This window comes from Mesorhizobium sp. M0771 (assembly GCF_040320155.1).
Classification (GTDB): Bacteria; Pseudomonadota; Alphaproteobacteria; order Rhizobiales; family Rhizobiaceae; genus Mesorhizobium.
Window position 1 is genome coordinate 338975 of sequence record NZ_JAMYPC010000002.1, and the last position, 21788, is coordinate 360762.

The following is a 21788-nucleotide window of genomic DNA, read 5'->3' on the forward strand; positions in this document are numbered from 1 at the left end:
GCATTGGTAACTTTACCCACTATATTCCGGCCAAATTTGGCGAGGCCGCCCTACGGCCTTCTTCGTAACCAGGAGTTCTTGATGTTCGTCACACCGGCATACGCCCAAGCTACCGGAACTCCGCTTGGTCCGTTCGGGGATATCGGCATGATACTCCCGTTCGTTCTGATCTTCGTGATCATGTATTTCCTCATCATCCGGCCGCAGCGCGCCCAGTTGAAGAAGCGCCAGGAGATGATCTCGGCCGTGCGCCGTGGCGACACGGTCATCACCGGCGGCGGCTTCGTCGGCAAGGTGACCAAGGTGATCGACGACAATGAGCTTGAGATCGACCTTGGCGGCGGCACCAAGGTGACGGCGCTGCGCTCGACGATCGCCGATGTTCGGGTCAAGGGCGAGCCGGTGGCCAACCAGAACGCCAAGAAGTAAGCCAGTTTCCCAAGCGGAGCGATCCGCGGGCAGAGCTCTGACAAAAGACGGCGTATGGTCCATTTTTCGCGCCTGAAAATGATCCTGATCTGGCTTGCTATGGCCACAATGCTCGTCGACGCGCCCAGTCTTCACGCTGCCGGCGCGGACGTGCTGCTTCGATTGGACGCGACCGATGTGATCGATCGCCGGTTGGAGGCGACGCGTGACGAAATCAGGACGCTGCTGCGCGATGCAAGGATCGGCTATACTGGTCTTGCTAAGTCGGGTCGGGCCGTTCAGGTGCATATCACCGACGCCGCTCAGGTCGGCGCGGCCAAGATGGCATTGGAGGCGGTGACTGATCCTGTCCTTGGCAGCGCTGGTCCGGTCCAGGAAGTGATCCTGGATGATACCGGAGCAGCGTTGCTCAAGTTCACGGTAACAGACACAGGTATCAAGTATCGGATGTCGATCGCGCTTGCGCAGTCGATCGTGGTCATTAAGAATCGCCTGCGTGATCTTGGTGTAGCCGACCCAGTAGTGCGGCCAGAGGGCGAAGACGGTATGCTGGTCCGGACCTCGGGCGTTGCGGATTTGCAAAGGCTGAGGAGAATTCTCACCCGAACCGGAATGCTGACTTTTCAGTGGGTTGATGAGTCGATGCCGGTCGCTGATGCGATCAATGGCCGGACGCCCGCTGGCTCGGTGGTGGTTTATTCGAAGGACGATCCACCGGTTCCCTATCTGGTTGAGAGCCGAACGATCGTTTCCAGTGACGACATTGTCAATGCTCAGGCGACTCCCAACTCCGTCACAAATGAGCCGGCGGTTTCGTTCACCTTCGATTCCAGGGCAACGGCACGCGTTGCGCAGGCGACCTCGCAGAATGTCGGCAAGCTATTTGCGATGATCCTCGACAACCAAGTGCTTTCGGTGCCAGTCGTCCGCGAGCCAATTCTTAACGGCCGCGGCCAGATATCGGGCAACCTTACAAAGGAGAACGCCGATGATCTGGCCTTGCTTTTGCGTTCCGGACCGATGCCTGCACAATTGAAAATAGTCGAGTAGCGCACGATAGCGCCCGGCGGTGATCAGAATTAGAATGGAACCGACAGAGGCGATTGACGCCGAAACCGCTGCCGGCGGCAGCGCCAAATTGACCTCAGCGCGCTCGACAATCGGCGAAGTGCGGGTTAAGGGCGAGCCGGTGGCAAATAAGAACGCCAAGAAATAACCGAATTGTCGGCGGAACGATCCGCCAGTACGCCCTGACGGACAACGCCATATGCTGTATTTTTCGCGCCTGAAGATGATCCTGATCTGGATCGCCGTGGCCGTCACATTCATCCTTGCCGCGCCAAATCTCTTCCCGGCCAGCACATTGGCGCAATTGCCCAACTGGGTGCCGAAGCGGCAGATGACGCTTGGTCTCGATCTGCAGGGCGGTTCGCACATCCTCTTGCAGATGGACCAGAACGACCTGGTCAAGGCGCAGCTGGAAACGACGCGCGACGAGATCCGCACGCTGCTGCGCGATGCCAAGGTGGGCTATACCGGCCTTGGCGGCACCGGCAGGACCGTACAAGTGCGCATCACCGATCCAACCCAGATCGATGCCGCCAAGGCGGCGCTTAAGCCGCTGACCGATCCGGTCGCCGCCGGCCTGTTCACCGGTGGCTCCATCCAGGAGATGTCCCTGGATGATTCCGAAGCCGGGCTGCTCAAATTCACCGTCACCGACGCCGGCATCAAATACCGCACCTCGGCCGCATTGGCGCAGTCGATCGAAGTCGTCGAGCGTCGCGTCAACGAACTCGGCACCACCGAGCCGATCGTGCAGCGGCAGGGCGACGACCGTGTACTCGTCCAGGTGCCGGGCCTGCAGGATCCGCAAAGGCTGAAGGAGATCATCGGCCAGACCGCCAAGATGACCTTCCAGATGGTCGATACCTCGATGTCGGTGCAGGATGCGCTGAACGGCCGCCCGCCGGCAGGCTCCTCGGTGCTTTATTCGCAGGACGATCCGCCGGTTCCGTATCTGGTGGAAAATCGCGTCATCGTGTCCGGTGAAGATCTTGCCAAGGCGACGGCAACCTATGATTCCCGAAACAACGAGCCGGTGGTTTCGTTCGTCTTCAACTCGCGCGGTGCGACACGATTCGGCCAGGCGACGCAGCAGAATGTCGGCAAGCCGTTCGCCATCATCCTCGACAATCAGGTGATTTCGGCGCCGGTGATCCGCGAACCGATCCTCGGCGGCAGCGGCCAGATCTCAGGCAATTTCACCGCCGAAAGCGCCAACGACCTCGCCGTGCTGCTGCGCGCCGGCGCGCTGCCGGCAAAGCTGACCGTGATCGAAGAACGCACCGTCGGCCCGGGCCTCGGCCAGGATTCGATCCATGCCGGCAAGGTCGCCGGCATCATCGGCTCCATTCTCGTCGTCGCCTTCATGTTCGTCGCCTACGGACTTCTCGGCTTCCTCGCCAACATTGCGCTCGCCGTGCACGTGGCGATGATCGTCGGGGTCTTGTCGCTGCTTGGCGCGACACTGACCTTGCCCGGCATTGCCGGTATCGTGCTGACCATCGGCATGGCGGTCGATTCCAACGTGCTGATCTATGAGCGTATCCGAGAGGAGCGACGGGCCGGCCGTTCGGTCATCCAGTCGATCGACACAGGCTTCACCAAGGCGTTGGCGACCATCGTGGATTCCAACGTGACGTCGCTGATTGCCACGGTCGTGCTGTTCTATCTCGGCACCGGACCGGTCAAGGGCTTCGCCATCACCTATGCCATCGGCATTTTGACCACGGTGTTCACCGCCTTCACCTTCACCCGTCTGCTGGTGTCGATCTGGCTGCGCCGTGCGCGTCCGAAGGAATTGCCGCGTGCGCCGGTGACCTTCGTTCCGGCCGGCACGAAAATCCCGTTCATGGGCATCCGCCGCTGGACGTTCGCACTGTCCAGCCTGCTGTCGATCGCGTCGGTTATCGGATTCCTGACCATCGACATCAACTACGGCATCGACTTCAAGGGCGGCTCGATCATCGAGGTGCAGTCCAAGCAAGGCGACGCCGATATTGGCGATATCAGAAGCCGGCTGTCGGAGCTCAATATCGGTGAAGTGCAGGTCCAGCAATTCGGCGCGCCGAATGACGTGCTGATCCGCGTTGGCACCCAGGATGGCGGTGAGAACGCCGAGCAGACCGTCATCGACAAGGTGCGCGGCGAGCTGCAGGACAATTACGATTTCCGCCGCGTCGAGGTGGTGGGTCCCACCGTTTCGGGCGAACTGGCCAAGCAAGGCACGATTGCGATGATCATCGCGCTGATCGGCATCCTGGTCTATGTCTGGTTCCGCTTCGAATGGCAGTTCGCGGTCGGCGCAATCGTGGCGACGGTGCACGATGTGGTGATGACGCTGGGCTTCTTCGTCATCACCGGGCTCGAGTTCAACCAGTCTTCGCTGGCGGCGATCCTGACCATTATCGGCTATTCGCTCAACGACACGATCGTCGTCTATGACCGTGTTCGAGAAGATTTGCGAAAATACAAACGAATGCCGCTCCCACAATTGTTGAACAACGCCATCAACGAGACGCTGTCGAGAACGACGCTGACTTCGGTGACGACCATCCTGGCGCTGCTGGCGCTCGTGTTGTTCGGCGGCGAGGTGATCCGCTCGTTCACCATGGCGATGCTGTTCGGCGTCGTCTTCGGCACCTATTCGTCGATCTTCATCGCAGCGCCCTTGCTGATCCTGTTCAGGCTCAGGCCGCAGGGAGCGAGCGCCGATGAGGAGAAGCCGGTTGGTGGCGGCAAGGCCATGGCGACCTGACGGCTGCGCTGGTGGCAAAAGGCATCGTCATCCGCGAGGCGCATTTCCCCGGACGGGCGCCGATCGAAGCCTACGGCAATGGCGGCTTCCGCTTCGCCGACATGTCGCATCGCGGCTCGCTTCTTTGCCTGCCCTCCGGCATCCATGGCTGGGAGCCGGCCGATCCGCTGGCCCTGACGGCGGCGGATTTCGACCTGCTGCTGGCTGAGGCCGGCAAGGTCGAGATCCTGCTGGTCGGCACAGGCAAGGATTTGCGGCCCTTGCCGACAGCACTTCGGGCGGCGCTGAAAGCGGCTGGCATTGGCTCCGACCCGATGTCGACGGGGGCAGCGGTGCGGACCTACAATGTTCTGCTTGCCGAAGACCGCGCCGTGGCCGCGGCGCTGATCGCCGTCGACTGACGTGACCGATACAGCTGACATCGTCATGGAGACGGTGCGCGCCGGCGACCATGACCGCTATGTCAGCGCACTCTATGCACCGGCCAACAAGCGCGCGGCGCTGTTTTCGCTTTACGCCTTCAATGCCGAGATTGCGTCTGTCCGAGACCGCATCCACGAGGCATTGCCGGGCGAAGTGAGGCTGCAATGGTGGCGCGATGTCATCGCTGCTGAAGCCGCAGCCACAGGCAACCCGCTCGCCGATGCGCTGAAGGCGACGATTTCTGCCCATGGCCTGCCCAAAACTGCCTTCGACAACATGCTCGAGGCCCGCATCTTCGACCTCTATGACGATCCGATGCCGTCGCGCACCGATCTCGAGGGATATTGCGGCGAGACGGCGGCCGCGCTGATCCAGCTGGCGGCGATGGTGCTCGATCCCAATCAGGCGCCGCGCTTTGCCGAACTGGCGGGCAGGGCCGGCTGCGCCCAGGCGATGACCGGCCTGTTGCTGCTGTTGCCGCTGCATCGCCGACGCGGGCAATGCTTCGTGCCGGCGGATATCCTTGCAGCGGCCGGCTCGCCGGAGGAGTTCGTCAGCGGCGACGGCGGCCCCGGCGCTCAGCGCGCGGTGGCTGCGATGATTGCATTGGCGCAGGAGCATCTCCGCGCTTTCGAGCAAGGGGCGTCCGCACTTCCGGAAACGCTGCGTCCGGCGTTCCTGCCGCTGGCGCTGACCAGCGCCTATCTCGGCAAGATGGCCAATGGCCGCTCGCCGCTTGGTGGCGCAGCCCGGCTTTCGGCTCTGCGCCGGCATTGGCTGTTGCTCAGGCGCGCAACGCGGGGATGGCCAGCGAGTTGACGTAAACGTCAATCGCGTTAGGACTCTGAGACTTGGCTATTCAGCAGCTTCCGCTGTTTGCGCCGGCAGCCCTAGCCACTCCCGACAATCTGCCCGCGCGCGTGAGGTGATCGCGTGGCGCTTGGCCACCGTCTTGTCCTTGCCGCGCAGGCGTTTGCCTTCGGTCTTCGGTGCTTCCACCGGCGGGAAAAGGCCGAAATTGACGTTCATCGGCTGGAACGAGCGTTTGCCCGGCTCGTCGTCTGAGACGATGTGGCCGCCGGTGATGTGGTTGAGCAGCGCGCCGAAGGCGGTGGTGAGCGGTGGCAGCGATGGCGCGTGGCCGAGCCGCTCGGCGGCGGCGAAGCGGCCGGCGAGCAGGCCGATCGCCGCGCTCTCGACATAGCCCTCGCAGCCGGTGATCTGGCCGGCAAAGCGCAGGCCCGGCCGCGACTTCAGCTGCAGCGAGGCGTCGAGCAAGGTCGGCGAGTTGATGTAGGTGTTGCGGTGCAGGCCGCCGAGACGGGCGAACTCGGCGTTTTCCAGACCCGGAATGGTGCGGAACACGCGCACCTGCTCGGCATGCTTCAGCTTGGTCTGGAAACCGACCATGTTGTAGAGCGTGCCCAGCGCATTGTCCTGACGCAGCTGCACCACGGCATAGGCTTTGACCGTCGGGTTGTGCTCATTGGTCAGCCCCATCGGCTTCATCGGTCCGTAGCGAAGCGTCTCGACACCGCGCTCGGCCATGATCTCGATCGGCAGGCAGCCGTCGAAATAGGGCGTGCCTTCCCACTGCTTGAATTCGGTCTTGTGGCCGTCGACCAGCGCCTGTACGAAGGCGAGATACTGGTCCTTGTCCATCGGGCAGTTGATGTAATCCTTGCCGGTGCCGCCGGGCCCAACCTTGTCGTAGCGCGACTGGAACCAGCAGGTGTCCATGTCGATCGTGTCGAAATGGATGATCGGGGCAATCGCGTCGAAGAAGGCCAGCGCATCGGCGCCGGTTGCCTCGGCGATCGACTGGGCGAGCGACGGCGCGGTCAGCGGTCCCGTGGCGATGATCGCCTGGTCCCACTCCGCCGGCGGCAGGCCCGGCACTTCCTCGCGCTCGATGGTGATCAGCGGGTGCGCTTCAAGCTTTTTCGTCACCGCGTCGGAGAAACCGTCGCGATCGACGGCCAGCGCGCCGCCTGCCGGCACCTGGTTGGCGTCGCCGGCACTCATGATCAGCGAGCCGGCCAGCCGCATTTCGGCGTGCAGCAGGCCGACCGCGTTGTTTTCGGCATCGTCGGAGCGGAAGGAGTTGGAGCAGACGAGCTCGGCCAGGCCATCGGTCTTATGCGCATCGGTGCCGCGCACCGGGCGCATCTCATGCAAAATGACGGGAACACCGGCTTGCGCTGCCTGCCATGCGGCTTCGGAGCCGGCGAGGCCGCCGCCGACGATATGGATTGGATTTTTGCTCATGAGCGCCGGAATAATCGCTTGGCGCGCTGTTTGCAATTGGCCGGTGCGAGCGTGGGTCATTGTCGTGCAACGACGGAGCTCGACTTTCTTATGTCCGCAGCGACGGTCTGATGGCGGCGTAAAGCGCCTCGATCGACTGCATGCGCAATTGAAAAGCCTGCCCAAAAACAACAACACCCGCCGCGGGAGGAGGTGCGGCGGGTGTCGTTTTTGGGGCCGATCCTCGGGAGGAGGTGGGGATCGGCCGTATTCGCCATCGCCGGGGAGGAGGTCGGCTTTGACGAAATTCTTTTCGCCAGATCGAGGGAGGCGAAATCCCTGGAAGACGAACTGCGTTCACTTTGAAGACGAACTGCGTTCGCTTCGGAAAGACGAACTGCGTTCGCTTTGGAAAGACGAACTGCGTTCGCTTTGGAAACAGCGCCCGCCGCGGGAGGAGGTGCGGCGGGCGCCGTTTTGGTGGTCAACCCTCGGGAGGAGGTGAAGGCTGACCGTATCCGTCAGGGTCGGGGAGGAGGTCGACCCTGGCGAAATTCTGGCTAGATCGTCGCCCTGCGGGCGATGATCTTGATCTCGTCACGGACGATGCCGAGATCATGGAGCTGACGGTTCGAAAGGCGACCCAGCTCGGTAACGGTGTCGCGGTAAACGCGCCAGTTACGATAGTTGCGGATCAGGTTCATTGTCGTTCTCTTTTTCAAAACTGGTTCGGATCATTTGCGATCCGAAGAGGATTAGACCGCCTTGCGGGCGACGTAGTGGATGTCGCTGCGGCTGATGCCGAGGTCGGTCAGTTCACGGTTCGACAGGCGGCTCAGCTCGGAGACGGTGTCCCGGTAGCGGCGCCAGTTGCGGTAGTTGCGGATCAGGTTCATGGTAGTGCTCGTTTCGTCTTTCTTCGGATCATTCCGTTTGTGTACGAACAGTAAATAGGCTGGGTAATATCGATTTAAAAGTGCTGTTGGCGCATGGCAGCAATGCAAATTGTGCAATGCAACATTAACGCGCGTTCACGGCTTCGTCATGAAGAAACCCGAATCGGAAAATGACGTTGCGTCAACGATTTGGGCGGATCGGCTGTCAGAAAGACCAAGCTGGGGGAGAAGCGGCATGGCGAGTTATTCGTCACGGGCGAGGGCCGATATCGGGCGGTGGCTGCAGGCCGGCCTGATCGACGCCAAGACGGCCGATGCGCTTAAGTGCGACATCGACGCAAACGAGCGCAAATCGCTGAGCTTCGGCACTATATTGGCCATGATGGCAGCGCTGCTGTTCGGCGCCGCGATCCTGCTCTTCGTCGCCGCCAACTGGGACGCGATCCCGCGGCTGGTGCGGGTCGCGGCGCTGTTTGCCGTCATTCTCGCCGGCTATGTCGGCGGCGCGGTGTTGAAGATGCGCGACCATGCGGCGATCGGCGAGGCGCTGTGGATCGTGGCCGCCGCGGCCTTCGGCGGATCGATCGCGCTGATCGGCCAGATGTACCATCTCACGGGTGACGAAGCCTCGGCCATCGTCACCTGGGGCATCGGCACGGCATTAGCCGCGGTGGCGTTGCGCTCGAACCCGCTGACGGTCGCTGCCGTCGGCATATCCGTTGCCTGGCTGTTCGTGCGCGCGTTCGACTTTTATGACCGCCCCGTATTTTCGGATTTCTTCGTTATCATGGCGCCGGTGCTTTTTGTCGTCTCGTTGTGGACGCGCAGCCAGCCGGCACGCCACCTGATCATTCTCTCGGTCATTTTCTATATCGCGGTGCGCGGCCTGGACCAGAACACGCTCGCCCTGGCTATTCCTCTCGTCGTGGTGTCGGCGCTGCTGTTTGCGGTTTCGATCTTCGCCGCTGGGCCGGCCGACCGGATCTTGCAGCTCGGCGGGCGGTTGCCTTTGCACGCCTTGATCGGCTTTCTCACCGGGCTGGCGATGATGCAGATCGAACTGGGCGATGACAACGCCTTCAGCAACGGCTTTGCCATTGCGTCGGTCATCGCACTGGCCGGCATTGCCGCGGCGATCATGCTGGGCGGGCGCGAGAGCAGGGGGCTGCGCTGGGTTGCCTATGCCGGCTTTGCCTTCGAGCTCGCCATTATCTATGTCGTGACCTTGCAGACGATGCTCGGCACGGCCGGCTTCTTCCTGGCTGCCGCAGTGCTGTTCGGCATCCTGGCTCTCGTCATCATCCGTGTGGAAAAACGCATGAAGGCCCCGGAAGGAGCGGCAGCATGATGTCGGGAAAGAAACTTGTCATCTCGGCGCTGGTCCTGGCGCTCGTCCAGATCGGCTTCCTGAGCTGGATCATCGCCGGCCGCGCGGCGATCCTGCGCAACGGCAAGGAGGTCTTGCTGAAAGTCGAGCCGGTCGATCCGCGCGATCTGCTGCGCGGCGACTATATTATCCTCGGCTATGAAATATCGCGCTTGCCGGTGAAGCTGATCGCCAACATCCCGGCCGGCCAGCTCGTGAGCGAGAACACGCCGATCGTGGTCCGGCTGAAGCCGGGTGCCGACGGCTATTGGCATGCGACCACGGCCTGGTTCGGCAAGGCTCCGACGCCGGCGACCGCCGACGAAGCCGATATTGTCGGCCAGGTCGCGCCGGGCTGGACGCTTGATCCTGAATCCACGATCGCACCGCAATACGGCATCGACCGCTTCTACCTACCTGAGGGCCAGGGCATGGCGATCCAGAACGACATGCGGGTGCGGCCATTCGGCGTGCGCATCGCGCTCGCCGCCAGTGGCCAGGCACAGATCAAGGCGTTGATGGACGGCGACAAGACATTGTTTGAGGAACCGCTCTACTAGAAGACATTACCCAGGGCATGGACTTCGGCAACGATCGATCGCTTCGCCCTCATGCAAACCAGACGGGCGAAGACAATGCCGATTACGGTGACGACGCGCGAAGATATCAATCTCGATGCCGTTTTGCGCGTCGCCTGGAGAATCGACACGGTCGAAATCGGCGACAAGGCCTTGCAACGCATTGCCGAATGCCGCGCCTCGTTCCTGAAACTCATTGAGTCCGATCCGCCGCCGGTCATCTACGGCGTCACCACCGCCATGGGCGAGCTGGCAAGCCGCAAGCTCGAACTTGACGAGCGCGACCGCCATGCGCGCATCAAGGCGTATGCCGCCGCCACATCGTTCGGTGAGCCATTGCCTGAGCGCGTCGTCAGGGCGATCGTGCTGGCACGGCTGACCAATTTCATCGAAGGCAATGCCGCCACCACGCCGCGCATCGCGCTAGCCGTTGCGGCGATGCTCGACGGTGGACCGATGCCGGTGGTGTCGTCGCAGGGGCAGGGCGGCGCCGGCGAGATCCTGGCGCTCTATCCGCTGTTTGCCGCGCTTACCGCTGGCCTGGAGCTCGAAGTGAAGGAGCGGGGCTCGCTGATCAACGGCTCGCCCTGCGCTGCCGCCCTTGTGGCGGACGCAGCACTTGCCGCACGCCGTCGCGTCGCGATGGCGCACAAGGTGTTTGCGCTGTCGATCGAAGCCTTTCGTGCGCCGCTCGAGCATTATGATGCCGCGCTCGACGGGCTGTGGGGCGACGCGCACGAAGCGGCCGCCTTGCAAGGGTTGCGGCAATACCTGGTTGGCGCCGGCGACGGCCGGCGCAACTATCAGGCGCCGGTCAGCTACCGCATCGTGCCGCGCGTGCTCGGCCATGCGCATCGGGCGCTGGCGGGCGCCGAGCAGGCGGCGACCGTGTCGCTGGCCTCGATCTCGGACAATCCGGTCTATATCCCGCCCGACGATGCGCATCCGCTGGGACGCTGCATCTCCACCGGCGGCTACCACAATGCCATGGCGACACCGGCATTGGACGATCTGGCGGCGATCTGGGCCGATCTCTGCCTGCTTTGCGACCGGCACGCCTCAAAGCTGCTGAACGGCAAGGTGTCGCTGCTGCCCGACCTGTTGATGACCGGGCGGCATTGGGCCGACAGCGATGGCCATGGCAATGTCGGCTATGTCCCGATGGCGATCACCGGCTATCTCGAACAGGCCAAGGTTGCGGCGCAGCGCACCTTCATCCCGGGAACCGAATCGGCCGGCGCCGGCCAGGACGACGTCGCCACCACCGCATTCTTCGCCTGGACCAAGGAGGCGACGGCCGGCCGCTGCCTCGACGCGGCGATGGCCATGCTGGCCATGATCGCCTCGCAGGCCCTGTACGTGACTGAACGCGCCGCGCCGCCGGCATTGCAGGATTTTGTCGCGGATATCAGGAAGATCGTGCCGCCGGTCGACGCCGACCGGGTGCTGGGGCCGGAGCTGGCGAAATTGGCGGAGTGGTTTACCGGTCAAGTGTTTGAAGTGTAGGCCGTCGCCGCCAGTCCTCCTACGCCACGGCTTCGGAGGACACCCTTCGCTATATCAAGCTCTCAGGTGGCCTGCCACCCGAAGCTCGATAGAGTGAAGGGTGGTGCGGATGAAGGGACTCGAACCCCCACGCCTTTCGGCACTGGAACCTAAATCCAGGGCGTCTACCAGTTCCGCCACATCCGCATTTGTCGGCAATCCCATGTAGCCATCATTCTGTCAATGTCGGGGCGAAAATGTCTGCCGTTGGGGCGGTCATTCGCTGCAACGCGAAGATGGTTGAAAATTGGCCTCGCCTGTGACAAAAGGCGTGTCAAATGTGACGGGACGCGCCGATCCGCTTCTGCAGAATGTGATAAGAAGTAGGAAAAACAAGAACTTATTCACATCTTGGAACGCAGTTTGGAAGAATTTGAGCCGTAATTTCGGTCAAATCGCCAGGTTCCGTGCCAAAAGCCATTCCCGGCAAGATTGTACCGGCAGGCTGTGAACGGCAAGACGCCGTGGCAGCCTCTTTGGTGAAGATAAAGGTTTTACGATGCAGGTCACCGAAACGCTCAACTCCGGTCTCAAGCGCGAGATCAAGATCACCGTGCCGGCCGGTGATATGGAAGCCAAGCTGATGGCGCGGCTGTCCGACGCCAGGAACAAGGTCCGCATCAACGGCTTCCGTCCCGGCAAGGTGCCTGTGCAGCATTTGCGCAAGGTCTACGGCAAGTCGTTCATGGCCGAAGTGGTCAACGAGATCCTCAACGATTCGACCCGTTCGATCATCACGGGGCGCGGCGAAAAGGCCGCCATGCAGCCTGAAGTGATCATGACGGAAGACGAGAAGGAGGCCGAGAAGATCCTGGCCGGCGGCGCCGACTTCGAATTCCGCCTCAACTACGAGGTCATCCCGGCGATCGAGATCAAGGATTTCTCCGACATCAAGGTGACGCGCCAGGTATTCGAAGTGCCGGACAGCGAGATCGACGAACAGGTCCAGCGCGTTGCCGAATCGGCGCGAAGCTTCGAGCCGAAGACCGGCAAGGCCGCCGAAGGCGACCGCGTTTCGATCGACTATGTCGGCAAGATCGACGGCGAGGCCTTTTCCGGCGGCGCCGGCACCGACCAGCCGCTGGTTCTGGGGTCCAAGGAATTCATTCCGGGCTTCGAGGACCAACTGATCGGCGCCAAGGCCGGCGACGAGAAGCAGGTCACCGTCACTTTCCCGGAAAACTACCAGGCAGCGCATCTGGCCGGCAAGGAAGCCACCTTCGACGTCACCGTCAAGGAAGTGTCCAAGCCCGGCGCGCTGGAAATCAACGACGAGATGGCCAAGAACCTCGGCCTGGAATCGCTGGAGCGCCTGCGCGACGTGGTGCGCGGCCAGATCGAGAACCAGTTCGGTTCGATGACCCGCCAGAAGGTCAAGCGCCAGCTGCTCGACCAGCTTGACGCGGCCTATTCGTTCGAGGCGCCGTCGAAGCTCGTCGATGCCGAGTTCAACAACATCTGGACCCAGGTCAACCGCGATCTCGAAGCCGCCGGCCGTACCTTCGCCGACGAGGAGACGACGGAAGAAGAGGCACGCGCCGAATATCTGCGGCTTGCCGAGCGCCGCGTGCGTCTCGGCCTGGTTTTGGCCGAGATCGGCGAGAAGGCCGGCGTCACCGTTTCCGACGAGGAACTGCAGCGCGGCCTGTTCGAGCAGGTGCGCCGCTACCCGGCCAACCAGCAGCAGGAAGCCTTCGAGTTCTATCGCAGCAATCCGGAAGCCCTGAACACGCTGCGCGCGCCGATGTTCGAGGAGAAGGTCGTCGACCATCTGCTCAGCCAGATCTCGGTCACCGACGTCAAGGTCAGCAAGGAAGAGCTGATGGCTGACGACGAAGAGGGCGATACCGCCAAGGCCAAGCCGGCGAAGAAGGCCGCTGCCAAGAAGGCCGACAAGGCTGAAAAGGCCGACGACGCGGAAGAGCCGAAGAAGAAGGCAGCCCCGAAGAAGAAGGCCGCCAAGGACGCCGAATAAGCGTCTGACGACAAGATCAGAAAAGGCCGCCCTCGAGGCGGCCTTTTTCGTTGTGGCGGATGTGCCTTGAGCCACCGCAGCCCACCTGAACCTTTGTACGGTCGACCTGTTCTACCTACCGGCCAGATTCTGTGGTACACAGGTGGCGCAATTCCATCTGGGGAGGAGCGGAGAATCTATTCTGCCGTGCAGGGCGCATGCTGGTGCTACCGGCATGTGCAGACCGTCTGAGGAAAATTTGACGATCAGGGAGGAATGCCATGCGCTTGGTTGCGTTTTTCGCCGTCGTTTCCGTTGCAACTTTCATCGCCAATCCATCGCGGGCACAGGACGCCGCGGCGGGCGAGAAGGTCTTCACCAAATGCAAGGTCTGCCACGTCGCAGACCAAGACACCAACAAGATAGGCCCTTCGTTGCATGGCGTTATCGGCCGGACGGCCGGTACGCATCCGGATTTTAAATATTCCGAAGCCATGATCGCGGCCGGCACATCCGGCGTCAAATGGGATGAGCCGACACTGACGACGTATCTTCACGACCCCAAGGCAATGGTCAAAGGGACGAAGATGGCGTTTCCCGGCCTCAAGAAGGACGAGGACGTCGCCAACGTCATCGCCTATCTGAAGCAATTTTCCCCGTAACCTGGCTCTTCGGCCGGCCAGAGCGTTTCACCGTTTCACGGAAACGGCGATCCGCTCGATCTCTTTGTTCTTACGCAATTCCGGGCGGAAAACCCCATACACTTTCCTGGAATTGCTCTAGGCTGCCCGGTTTCCATCGATGGTCGTCTCAAATGTCGGTCAAGGAAAGCCTCAAGGATACCGGCGTCCGCCTCTCGGAAGCGACGGCCAGTGATTTCTTTGCGCTCTTGAAGCCTCGGGTCATGGCCCTTGCCGTGTTTACCGCCTTCGTCGGTCTGATGGTGGCGCCCGGCGCGATGAACCCGGTCATCGCCGTGATCGCCATAGGTGCGATTGCGGTTGGAGCGGGAGCGGCCGGCGCGCTCAACATGTGGTACGACGCCGACATCGACGCGCTGATGTCGCGCACGTCAAAGCGGCCGGTTCCGTCGGGCCGCGTCACGGCCGGCGAAGCCCTCGGCTTCGGCCTGGTGCTTTCCGCACTTTCGGTCATGACGCTCGGCGTGCTGGTGGGCTGGCTTGCCGCGTCACTGCTGGCCTTCACCATCTTTTTCTACGTCGTCATCTATACGATGTGGCTGAAGCGCTCGACACCGCAGAACATCGTCATCGGCGGCGCGGCGGGTGCCCTTCCTCCGATGATCGGCTGGGCGGCGGCCACCGGCGCCATCGGCATTGAAAGCCTCATCCTGTTCCTGATCATTTTCCTGTGGACGCCGCCGCATTTCTGGGCGCTCGCACTGTTCAAGGCCGGCGACTATGCCGCTGCCGGCATCCCGATGATGCCGAACGTGGCCGGCCAGGCCTCGACCAGAAGGCAGATCTTCGCCTATTCACTGCTCCTGGCACCAATCGGCGTGCTGCCCTGGGCGTTCGGATTCACGAGCGGGGCTATGGGATTGTTTCGGCTGCATTGGGCTCGGGTTTCATCTGGCATGCCTGGAACGCCCTGGTCGTCCTCGACAAGGAGATGAAGCCGGCCAAGGCGCTGTTTGCCTATTCGATCTTCTATCTTTTCGCGATCTTTGCCGTGCTGCTTGCCGATACCATCGCGATACGCGCGTTCATGTCAGCCGGAGGGTGACGGCATGACGCTGTGTTCGGAAACCTCGCCTTCCGGGAGCCTTTTGTAAGAACGGGCGACAAGCTCCAGTCAATGGAGTATATTGATTGCGGTGCAGGTCGCGGTTCGCGTGGCCAGTCATGCAGAACGGCAGCACCGTGAAACCGCGACCTTGCCGGACCTGGTCTGGAGGAACGGGCATGACAAGTTTTCACGTGATTGCAGGCGCCAGCGAAACGCTGGAACACACCAAAATCCGAAAAATCAGCGTTTCCGATCTATTCGATGCGCTCAAGCGCGGTGTTGACGATTTTATGGTCAAACCGTCGCACATCGTCTTTCTCTGCCTGATCTATCCGCTTGTCGGCGTGGTGCTCGCTGCCTGGACTTCGGGCGCCAATGCGTTGCCGATGTTGTTTCCGCTGGTGTCCGGCTTTGCGCTGATAGGTCCATTCGCGGCGATCGGCCTCTATGAGATCAGCCGCAGACGAGAAGCCGGGCTCGACACCTCCTGGACGCACGCTTTCGAGGTCAGGAATTCTCCGGCCCTGCCAGCCATCGCCGCAGTCGGGATCATGCTGGTTGCAATCTTCATCGCCTGGCTTTTGGCGGCGCAGGTGTTCTACGAATATCTCTTCGGCCCGGCTCCGCCTGCATCGATTTCGGGCTTCATCAATGAAATATTTGCCACCGGACGCGGCTGGTCTCTGATTGTCCTGGGGCACGCCATCGGCTTCGTCTTCGCCGCGGTGGTGTTGTGCACGACGGTTGTCGCCTTCCCATTGCTGCTCGACCGCGATGTCGGCGCCTACGAAGCCATCCACACGTCGGTGCGAGCGGTGCTGGCGAACCCGATCCCCATGGCTGTCTGGGGACTGATTGTCGCCGTCGCCCTGATCATAGGCTCGCTGCCGGTGTTTGCCGGGCTGGCGGTCGTGCTGCCGATCCTGGGTCACGCCACCTGGCATGTCTACCGCAAGGTTGTGGAGCCGCCATCGTCCCCGACGCGGGTAGGCCTCTGACCCTGCAGATCAGCTGATGGGAAGCTTCATCTCCGGTCTTTGACCGGAGATGAAGACTGTGCGTCAGGGCCCCGGTCCGAAGAAGGACAACCGGGTGAGAAGCGTGTAGTCCGCTTCGAAGAGCATCATCGCCACGAACACCAATATCAGAAGTGGCGGCAGGATGATCGCATAGGTCAGCGCCAGCCGCTCCCAGGCCATGTGCATGAACACGGCGACGATCAGCCCGGCCTTGAGGATCATGAAGATCAGGATCAGAGACCATCTGAGATAGCCGTGGATGCCGAGATAATCGACCATGTAGGAGCAGGCGCTGAGGATGAACAGCCATGCCCAGACCACCAGATAGAGCTTGATCGGATGTTCCTGATGAACCTCCGCGACGCCGGTCGATGGCCCTTCATGCGCATGATCAGAGTGCAGCGCGTGTTGCCCGAGGCCGTTTGCGGTTGCTTCAGCCATGTCAGCCTCTCACCAAAGATAGAAGAATGCGAAAATGAACACCCAGACCAGGTCGACGAAATGCCAGTAGAGCCCCATGATTTCGACGTTCTCGTAGCGACCCCTGCGGCTGGTGAAGAAGCCGGGACGACCGACGTCATAGTCTCCACGCCAGACCTTTCGCGCCACGATGATGAGGAAGATCACCCCGATCGTCACATGCGTGCCGTGGAAGCCGGTGATCATGAAGAAAGTCGAGCCGAATTGTGCCGCGCCCCAGGGATTGCCCCACGGCCGTACGCCTTCGGTAATCAACTTGGTCCATTCGAAGGCTTGCATGCCGACGAAGGTGGCTCCTAGCGCTGCCGTCAGAAGCATGAGGATTGCGGTTTTGCGGCGGTCGCGGCGATAGCCGAAATTGACCGCCATGGCCATCGTTCCGCTGCTCGATATCAGCACGAAGGTCATGATGGCAATCAGGATCAGTGGAATGTCCGAACCGCCGATGCGAAGCGCAAAGACCTCGCTCGGATTGGGCCACGGCACACGTGTGGAGACGCGCGCGGTCATGTAGGAGAGCAGGAAGCAGCCGAAGATGAAGGTGTCGCTGAGCAGGAAGATCCACATCATGGCCTTGCCCCAGGACACGTTCTTGAACGCGCGCTGATCCGAGGACCAATCGGCGGCGATGCCTTGCCAGCCTGCGGGCCGCGTCTCCGTTTGGCCGGTATGCGTCAGTGTCGTTTCTGCCATGCTCCTCGACCTCCTAGGTCAGCAACTGCCGGCAAATATCGATGAACGTCGCGGCCCAGCCGGCTAAAAGAGCGAAGATGGCGAGCCAGACGAAAAGCAGGAAATGCCAGTACATGGCGCATAATTCGACGCTGAGGCGAAGCCGTTCCGGCCGTGCCCCGTTCCAGGCGCCGGCGGTTGTCCTGCCCAGGCCCACCAGCCCTCCCACTATATGCAGGCCGTGCATCCCGGTTATCAGGTAGAAAAAACTGTTGGCCGGATTGGAGGCCAGAAAATAGCCATCGGCGGTCAGGTCCCGCCATGCCATGAGCTGCCCGATGAGGAAGGCGATCGCGGTGAGCCCAGCCGCGGCAAGGCCGAGCCTGACCGTGTCCATCTGGCGCTTGCGCGCCGCGATCGAGGCGCATTGCAGCGCGATGCTGCTCAGCACCAGCATGCCGGTGTTGAGCCAGAGCAGGCGTGGGATGGGCAGCGGCTGCCAGTCCGACAGCGCCATACGCATGAAGTAGGCGCTGGTGAACAGCGCAAACAGGCAGCCGACCACGGCGAGGAAGACACCGAGGCCGATCTTGGCGGTCGGCAGGCTCGATCGGTCGAAGGCGACAAAATCTCCTGCCACACCTTGCTCGAGCCATGGTTTCGCCATCAGCCGCTGATGCGAGAGCCACCAGCCGGCAAAGCCGGCGATCACGAGAAGGAAGACCAGGATGACGCTCATGCTGGCTCCCTGGAGGGGCCGAACGTGCCCGGCATGTTTTGCGGAATGAAGTCCTCCTTGGCGCCCGGCACGCTGTAGTCATAGGCCCAGCGATAGACGATCGGCAGATCCTTGCCGAAATTGCCATGCGCGGGTGGTGTCTGCGGCGTTTGCCATTCGAGTGTCGTGGCCCGCCATGGATTGCCACCGGCCTCGCGCCCATGGCGGATGCTCCAGATAAGATTGAACAGGAAAACGATCTGGGCGAAGCCGACGATAAACGCCATGATGCTGATGAACGAGTTCAGGTGATGCGCCGACTCCGTCATGACCGTCACGTCGGTCAGTTCGGCATAGCGCCGCGGCACGCCCATCAGGCCGATGTAATGCATGGGAAAGAAGATCAGGTAGGCGCCGAGAAATGTGACCCAGAAATGGAACCGGCCGAGCGTCTCGTTCAGCATCCGGCCGGTGACCTTCGGGTACCAGTGGTAGATCGCGCCGAAGATGACGACGATCGGAGCAACACCCATGACCATATGGAAGTGAGCGACGACGAACATCGTGTCCGACAGCGGGACGTCGACGACGACGTTGCCGAGAAACAGCCCGGTCAACCCGCCATTGACGAAGGTGACGATGAAAGCCATGGCAAACAGCATCGGTATGGTGAGGTGGATGTCGCCCCGCCACAGCGTCAGCACCCAATTGTAGACCTTGATCGCTGTCGGGATGGCAATGATCAATGTCGTGGTGGCGAAGAAGAAGCCGAAATAGGGGTGCATGCCGCTGACATACATGTGGTGCGCCCAGACCACGAAGCTCAGCGCGCCGATGCCAACGATGGCCCAGACCATCATCCGGTAGCCAAAAATGTTCTTGCGCGCATGCGTGCTGATCAGATCGGAGACGATGCCGAAGGCCGGCAGCGCCACGATGTAGACTTCCGGGTGGCCGAAGAACCAGAACAGATGCTGGAACAGGATCGGGCTGCCGCCATTGTGCTGTAGCTGTTCCCCCATCTCGACGACCGCGGGCATGAAAAAGGAGGTTCCAAGCGCGCGGTCAAGCAGCATCATCACGCAGGCGACGAACAGCGCCGGAAAGGCGAGCAGCGCCATGACGGTGGCGGTGAAGATGCCCCAGACGGTCAGCGGCAGGCGCATCATCGTCATGCCGCGCGTGCGGGCCTGCAGCACCGTCACGACATAGTTCAGACCGCCCATGGTGAAGCCGATGATGAACAGGATCAGCGAGACGAGCATCAGGATGATGCCCCATTCCTGGCCGCCAGGTGTGCCGGTCATGATGGCTTGCGGCGGATAGAGCGTCCAGCCGGCGCCGGTCGGTCCGCCGGGCGCAAAGAAGCTCGACACCAGCACCAGCACGGCAAGGAGGTAGATCCAGTAGCTCAGCATGTTGACATAGGGAAAGACCATGTCGCGGGCGCCGACCATCAGCGGGATCAGGTAGTTGCCGAAGCCGCCGAGGAAGAGTGCCGTGAGCAGGTAGATCACCATGATCATGCCGTGCATGGTGATGAACTGGTAGTAGGCCTCGGGGGTGATGAAATCGAACGTGCCGGGGAAGCCGAGCTGCAGCCGCATCAGCCAGGACAGCACCAGCGCGACCAGGCCGATTGCCGTTGCGGTCGCCGAATACTGGATGGCGATGACCTTGGCGTCCTGCGAGAAGACATACTTCGTCCACCAGCTGTGCGGATGGTAAAGCTCCATTTCCGCGACTTCGGCGGGCGGGACGGCATCTGCAGGCGTGATATCGACCATAGGCGGAGCACCTCCGTGCCCTTCAGCGGGACCCGACAGTTTCGAGTTTTGCCGCAACTTCTAGAGCTGACGCCGTCGCGTTGCCCGGCGCCTGTTCCACCGAGCCCGTCTGCTGCGGCGCCGACAACTGCGCGAACGTCTGCTGCTGGTCGAGCCAGGCCACATAGTCCTGCTCGGTATCGACCATGACGATGCCATGCATCATCGGGTGCCCCTGGCCGCACAGTTCGGCGCACAGAACCTGGAAGGTCCCGGTCTTGGTGGGGGTGAACCAGAAATAGGTGACCGAGCCCGGTATCATGTCCATCTTGGCGCGGAATTCCGGAACGTAGAAATCGTGCAACACATCGATCGAGCGCAGCAGCATCTTGACCGGCTTGCCGACCGGCAGATGCAGGTCGGCCGCTTCGACCACGACGTCGTCCTGGCCGCTGGGATCCTTGGCGATCACGCCCAGCGGATTTTCAGCGGTGACGTCGCGGGTGTCGGATGTGCCGAGTTTGCCGTCCTTGCCGGGCAAGCGGAAGCTCCACTGCCATTGCTGGCCGACGACTTCGACCACGGTTGCGTCGCTTGGAACGTTGACGAACCGGCTCCAGACAAACAGGCCGGGAACCAGCATGGCGGTAACACCCACTCCGGTGACGATCGTCAGCCACCATTCGAGCCGCTTGTTCTCCGGTTCGTAGGCCGCCTGGTTGCCTTCGCGGTGACGGAAGCGGAAAACGCAATAGGCCATGAATAGGACGACTGCGGCGAAGACGACGCCGGTAATCCAAAAGGTGATGATGATGGTGTTGTCGATATAGTCCCAATTCGAGGCAATCGGAGTCCACCACCATGGGCTCAGGAAGTGGAACAACACCGAGCCCACGACGATCAAAACGAGTACAACCACTATGGGCATGTCCCGTTCCTCCCGGTATTTCAGGGGGCGCGAAGCCGTCCCGGGAAAATACCAAGTGCATCATGCGTGATTTGCGATCGAAATTCTAGAGCCGGTTGTGGAAGGAGCGAAAAATTGCTTCTGCGGCGCCCGGACCTTGCTTCGTTGGTGACGCCGGAGCGACACCTGACCCCCCAAATCAGGGAGGGCAGGGGCTGGTTTGATTCGGCTTGCCTTGTTCCAGCGGGATCAAAGCGCCTTGATGATGATGCAGCCGGCCAAAAGCAGCACGACGCCGGCGAGCCGCATGCCGGAGACAAGCCGCTGCGGCAGGCGGAACCAGCCGAAGGTGTCGACGAAGATGCCGGCGACCTGCTGGCCGGCCACCGTCAGGCTGACGGCAGCTGCCGCTCCGATGACGGGGATGGCGGTGAACACGGTCGTGACATAGGTGGCGCCGGCAAAACCTCCGAGCCAGCCCCACCAGGGCATCGACGACAAGCCGGCGAGGCGAGGGCGGGGCGTCTTCGTCAGGGCAAGCGCGATCAGAAGCACCGCGGCCATGGCCAGCATCGCCACCAGGAACGAGATGGTGCCGACCGCAAACGGCGCGCCGCCAAGGTCGTGCCGAAGCAAGGCGTTTACAGCGCCTTGCACCGGAAGCACGGCGCCTGCCAGCAGCGCCAGTCCGATCCACCCTGGTCTTGAGGATGCGGTATTGTCGGCCGCGCCCTTCTGTCCCAGAACGATGAGGGCAGCCCCGGCAAGCAAGACGAGCATGCCGAAGGCAGGCCCGGCTCGCAGTCCGGCTTCGGGGATCCCGAGCCAGCCGAACGTGTCGAGGGCGAAGGATGCAAGCATCTGCCCAGCGATGAAGAGCCCGACGGACACGACGGCGCCAAGGCGAGGGAACAGAAGAATGGTCGAAACAACGTAGAAGGCCGAAGCCATGCCGCCGATCGCATGCCACCATTCGGCTTGCCGAACGGCAAGCAGAGCCGGTGTCGTTCCGGTGAGGGCCGTGATCGACAACAGCACGATGGCGCCGACCGCGAGCTGAAGCGTGGTCGCGGCAAAGGGTGAGCCGACCGCCTTTGAAAGTTGGGCATTGGCGCCGGCTTGCACCGCAAGCAGGCCACCGGCGACAAGCGCCAGAGGGACGAAGAGGATTTCCACGATCGTATTCCTTGAATGCGGGGTGCGGCGGCTAGGGCATGAT

At 61.9% G+C, this 21788-nt stretch carries 20 protein-coding genes, 1 tRNA gene and 1 pseudogene; 12 read left to right on the forward strand and 10 right to left on the reverse strand.

Translation table 11 applies throughout. The annotated features are described in order from the left end of the window. Positions 1 to 81: 81 nt before the first annotated feature. The 5 genes from yajC to NKI05_RS05210 all read left to right on the forward strand — a co-directional run bounded on the left by yajC (position 82) and on the right by NKI05_RS05210 (position 5491). On the forward strand, positions 82 to 429 hold the full coding sequence (gene yajC / locus NKI05_RS05190) for a preprotein translocase subunit YajC (RefSeq protein ID WP_023667680.1): 348 nt from the start codon (positions 82 to 84) through the stop codon (positions 427 to 429). Between the two features lie 54 nt (positions 430 to 483). Continuing rightward, positions 484 to 1479: a SecDF P1 head subdomain-containing protein gene (locus NKI05_RS05195; protein WP_023688225.1), complete on the forward strand. Its 996-nt coding sequence runs from the start codon at positions 484 to 486 to the stop codon at positions 1477 to 1479. A gap of 217 nt (positions 1480 to 1696) precedes the next feature. After that, positions 1697 to 4249 carry a protein translocase subunit SecDF gene (secDF, locus tag NKI05_RS05200; RefSeq protein ID WP_023667677.1) on the forward strand — a complete coding sequence of 851 codons (2553 nt, stop codon included), beginning with the start codon at positions 1697 to 1699 and terminating at the stop codon, positions 4247 to 4249. Between the two features lie 11 nt (positions 4250 to 4260). Continuing rightward, the gene (locus NKI05_RS05205; RefSeq protein ID WP_023688226.1) at positions 4261 to 4650 is read left to right on the forward strand and encodes an Mth938-like domain-containing protein; all 390 of its coding nucleotides are present in this window, start codon (positions 4261 to 4263) and stop codon (positions 4648 to 4650) included. A 25-nt stretch (positions 4651 to 4675) separates the two neighbouring features. Further along, positions 4676 to 5491 (forward strand): phytoene/squalene synthase family protein, encoded by an 816-nt coding sequence (locus tag NKI05_RS05210; RefSeq protein WP_502898756.1) that lies wholly within the window; start codon positions 4676 to 4678, stop codon positions 5489 to 5491. A gap of 36 nt (positions 5492 to 5527) precedes the next feature. Here NKI05_RS05210 and trmFO read toward each other — a convergent pair whose 3' ends face one another. The 3 genes from trmFO to NKI05_RS05225 form a co-directional block, all read right to left on the reverse strand. After that, positions 5528 to 6940, reverse strand: a complete 1413-nt coding sequence (gene trmFO / locus NKI05_RS05215) for a methylenetetrahydrofolate--tRNA-(uracil(54)-C(5))-methyltransferase (FADH(2)-oxidizing) TrmFO (RefSeq protein ID WP_023815399.1) — start codon at positions 6938 to 6940, stop codon at positions 5528 to 5530. A gap of 539 nt (positions 6941 to 7479) precedes the next feature. Continuing rightward, complete coding sequence (locus tag NKI05_RS05220; RefSeq protein ID WP_023667673.1) at positions 7480 to 7623, reverse strand: DUF1127 domain-containing protein; 144 nt, start codon at positions 7621 to 7623, stop codon at positions 7480 to 7482. A 51-nt stretch (positions 7624 to 7674) separates the two neighbouring features. Further along, the gene (locus tag NKI05_RS05225; protein WP_006335194.1) at positions 7675 to 7815 is read right to left on the reverse strand and encodes a DUF1127 domain-containing protein; all 141 of its coding nucleotides are present in this window, start codon (positions 7813 to 7815) and stop codon (positions 7675 to 7677) included. Between the two features lie 235 nt (positions 7816 to 8050). On the opposite strand from NKI05_RS05225, the gene NKI05_RS05230 reads away from it, so the two are divergent. The 3 genes from NKI05_RS05230 to NKI05_RS05240 all read left to right on the forward strand — a co-directional run bounded on the left by NKI05_RS05230 (position 8051) and on the right by NKI05_RS05240 (position 11265). Further along, on the forward strand, positions 8051 to 9163 hold the full coding sequence (locus tag NKI05_RS05230; RefSeq protein ID WP_023815398.1) for a DUF2157 domain-containing protein: 1113 nt from the start codon (positions 8051 to 8053) through the stop codon (positions 9161 to 9163). Then, positions 9160 to 9741, forward strand: coding sequence for a GDYXXLXY domain-containing protein (locus NKI05_RS05235; RefSeq protein ID WP_023697610.1), 582 nt, complete (start codon positions 9160 to 9162; stop codon positions 9739 to 9741). The genes NKI05_RS05230 and NKI05_RS05235 overlap by 4 nt, the downstream gene beginning before the upstream one ends. Positions 9742 to 9816: 75 nt before the next feature. After that, the gene (locus tag NKI05_RS05240; protein ID WP_023815397.1) at positions 9817 to 11265 is read left to right on the forward strand and encodes an aromatic amino acid lyase; all 1449 of its coding nucleotides are present in this window, start codon (positions 9817 to 9819) and stop codon (positions 11263 to 11265) included. A gap of 101 nt (positions 11266 to 11366) precedes the next feature. Here the strand turns inward: NKI05_RS05240 and NKI05_RS05245 are convergent. After that, positions 11367 to 11451: transfer RNA gene (locus NKI05_RS05245), tRNA-Leu, on the reverse strand. A gap of 352 nt (positions 11452 to 11803) precedes the next feature. Between NKI05_RS05245 and tig the strand changes: the two genes are divergently transcribed. From tig to NKI05_RS05265, 4 genes and pseudogenes are all read left to right on the forward strand, one after another. Beyond that, a complete protein-coding gene (tig, locus tag NKI05_RS05250; protein ID WP_023681635.1) occupies positions 11804 to 13279 on the forward strand; it encodes a trigger factor in 1476 nt (491 codons plus the stop codon). Between the two features lie 260 nt (positions 13280 to 13539). Continuing rightward, the gene (locus NKI05_RS05255; protein ID WP_023667668.1) at positions 13540 to 13920 is read left to right on the forward strand and encodes a c-type cytochrome; all 381 of its coding nucleotides are present in this window, start codon (positions 13540 to 13542) and stop codon (positions 13918 to 13920) included. A 152-nt stretch (positions 13921 to 14072) separates the two neighbouring features. Next, positions 14073 to 15004: pseudogene (locus NKI05_RS05260) on the forward strand (heme o synthase). A 179-nt stretch (positions 15005 to 15183) separates the two neighbouring features. Beyond that, the gene (locus NKI05_RS05265; RefSeq protein WP_023691119.1) at positions 15184 to 16005 is read left to right on the forward strand and encodes a DUF2189 domain-containing protein; all 822 of its coding nucleotides are present in this window, start codon (positions 15184 to 15186) and stop codon (positions 16003 to 16005) included. A 63-nt stretch (positions 16006 to 16068) separates the two neighbouring features. Here NKI05_RS05265 and NKI05_RS05270 read toward each other — a convergent pair whose 3' ends face one another. The 6 genes from NKI05_RS05270 to NKI05_RS05295 form a co-directional block, all read right to left on the reverse strand. Beyond that, complete coding sequence (locus tag NKI05_RS05270) at positions 16069 to 16467, reverse strand: cytochrome C oxidase subunit IV family protein (protein ID WP_023667665.1); 399 nt, start codon at positions 16465 to 16467, stop codon at positions 16069 to 16071. A 9-nt stretch (positions 16468 to 16476) separates the two neighbouring features. After that, a complete protein-coding gene (locus NKI05_RS05275; protein ID WP_023667664.1) occupies positions 16477 to 17199 on the reverse strand; it encodes a heme-copper oxidase subunit III family protein in 723 nt (240 codons plus the stop codon). 13 nt (positions 17200 to 17212) lie between these two features. Continuing rightward, positions 17213 to 17917 (reverse strand): cytochrome c oxidase subunit 3, encoded by a 705-nt coding sequence (locus tag NKI05_RS05280; RefSeq protein ID WP_023681632.1) that lies wholly within the window; start codon positions 17915 to 17917, stop codon positions 17213 to 17215. Continuing rightward, positions 17914 to 19683, reverse strand: coding sequence for a cytochrome c oxidase subunit I (gene ctaD / locus NKI05_RS05285; protein WP_023681631.1), 1770 nt, complete (start codon positions 19681 to 19683; stop codon positions 17914 to 17916). Before ctaD ends, NKI05_RS05280 begins: the two co-directional genes overlap by 4 nt. A gap of 22 nt (positions 19684 to 19705) precedes the next feature. Continuing rightward, positions 19706 to 20590 carry a cytochrome c oxidase subunit II gene (locus NKI05_RS05290; protein ID WP_023667661.1) on the reverse strand — a complete coding sequence of 295 codons (885 nt, stop codon included), beginning with the start codon at positions 20588 to 20590 and terminating at the stop codon, positions 19706 to 19708. 228 nt (positions 20591 to 20818) lie between these two features. Continuing rightward, positions 20819 to 21745 carry a DMT family transporter gene (locus NKI05_RS05295; RefSeq protein WP_023667660.1) on the reverse strand — a complete coding sequence of 309 codons (927 nt, stop codon included), beginning with the start codon at positions 21743 to 21745 and terminating at the stop codon, positions 20819 to 20821. Positions 21746 to 21788 lie beyond the last annotated feature (43 nt).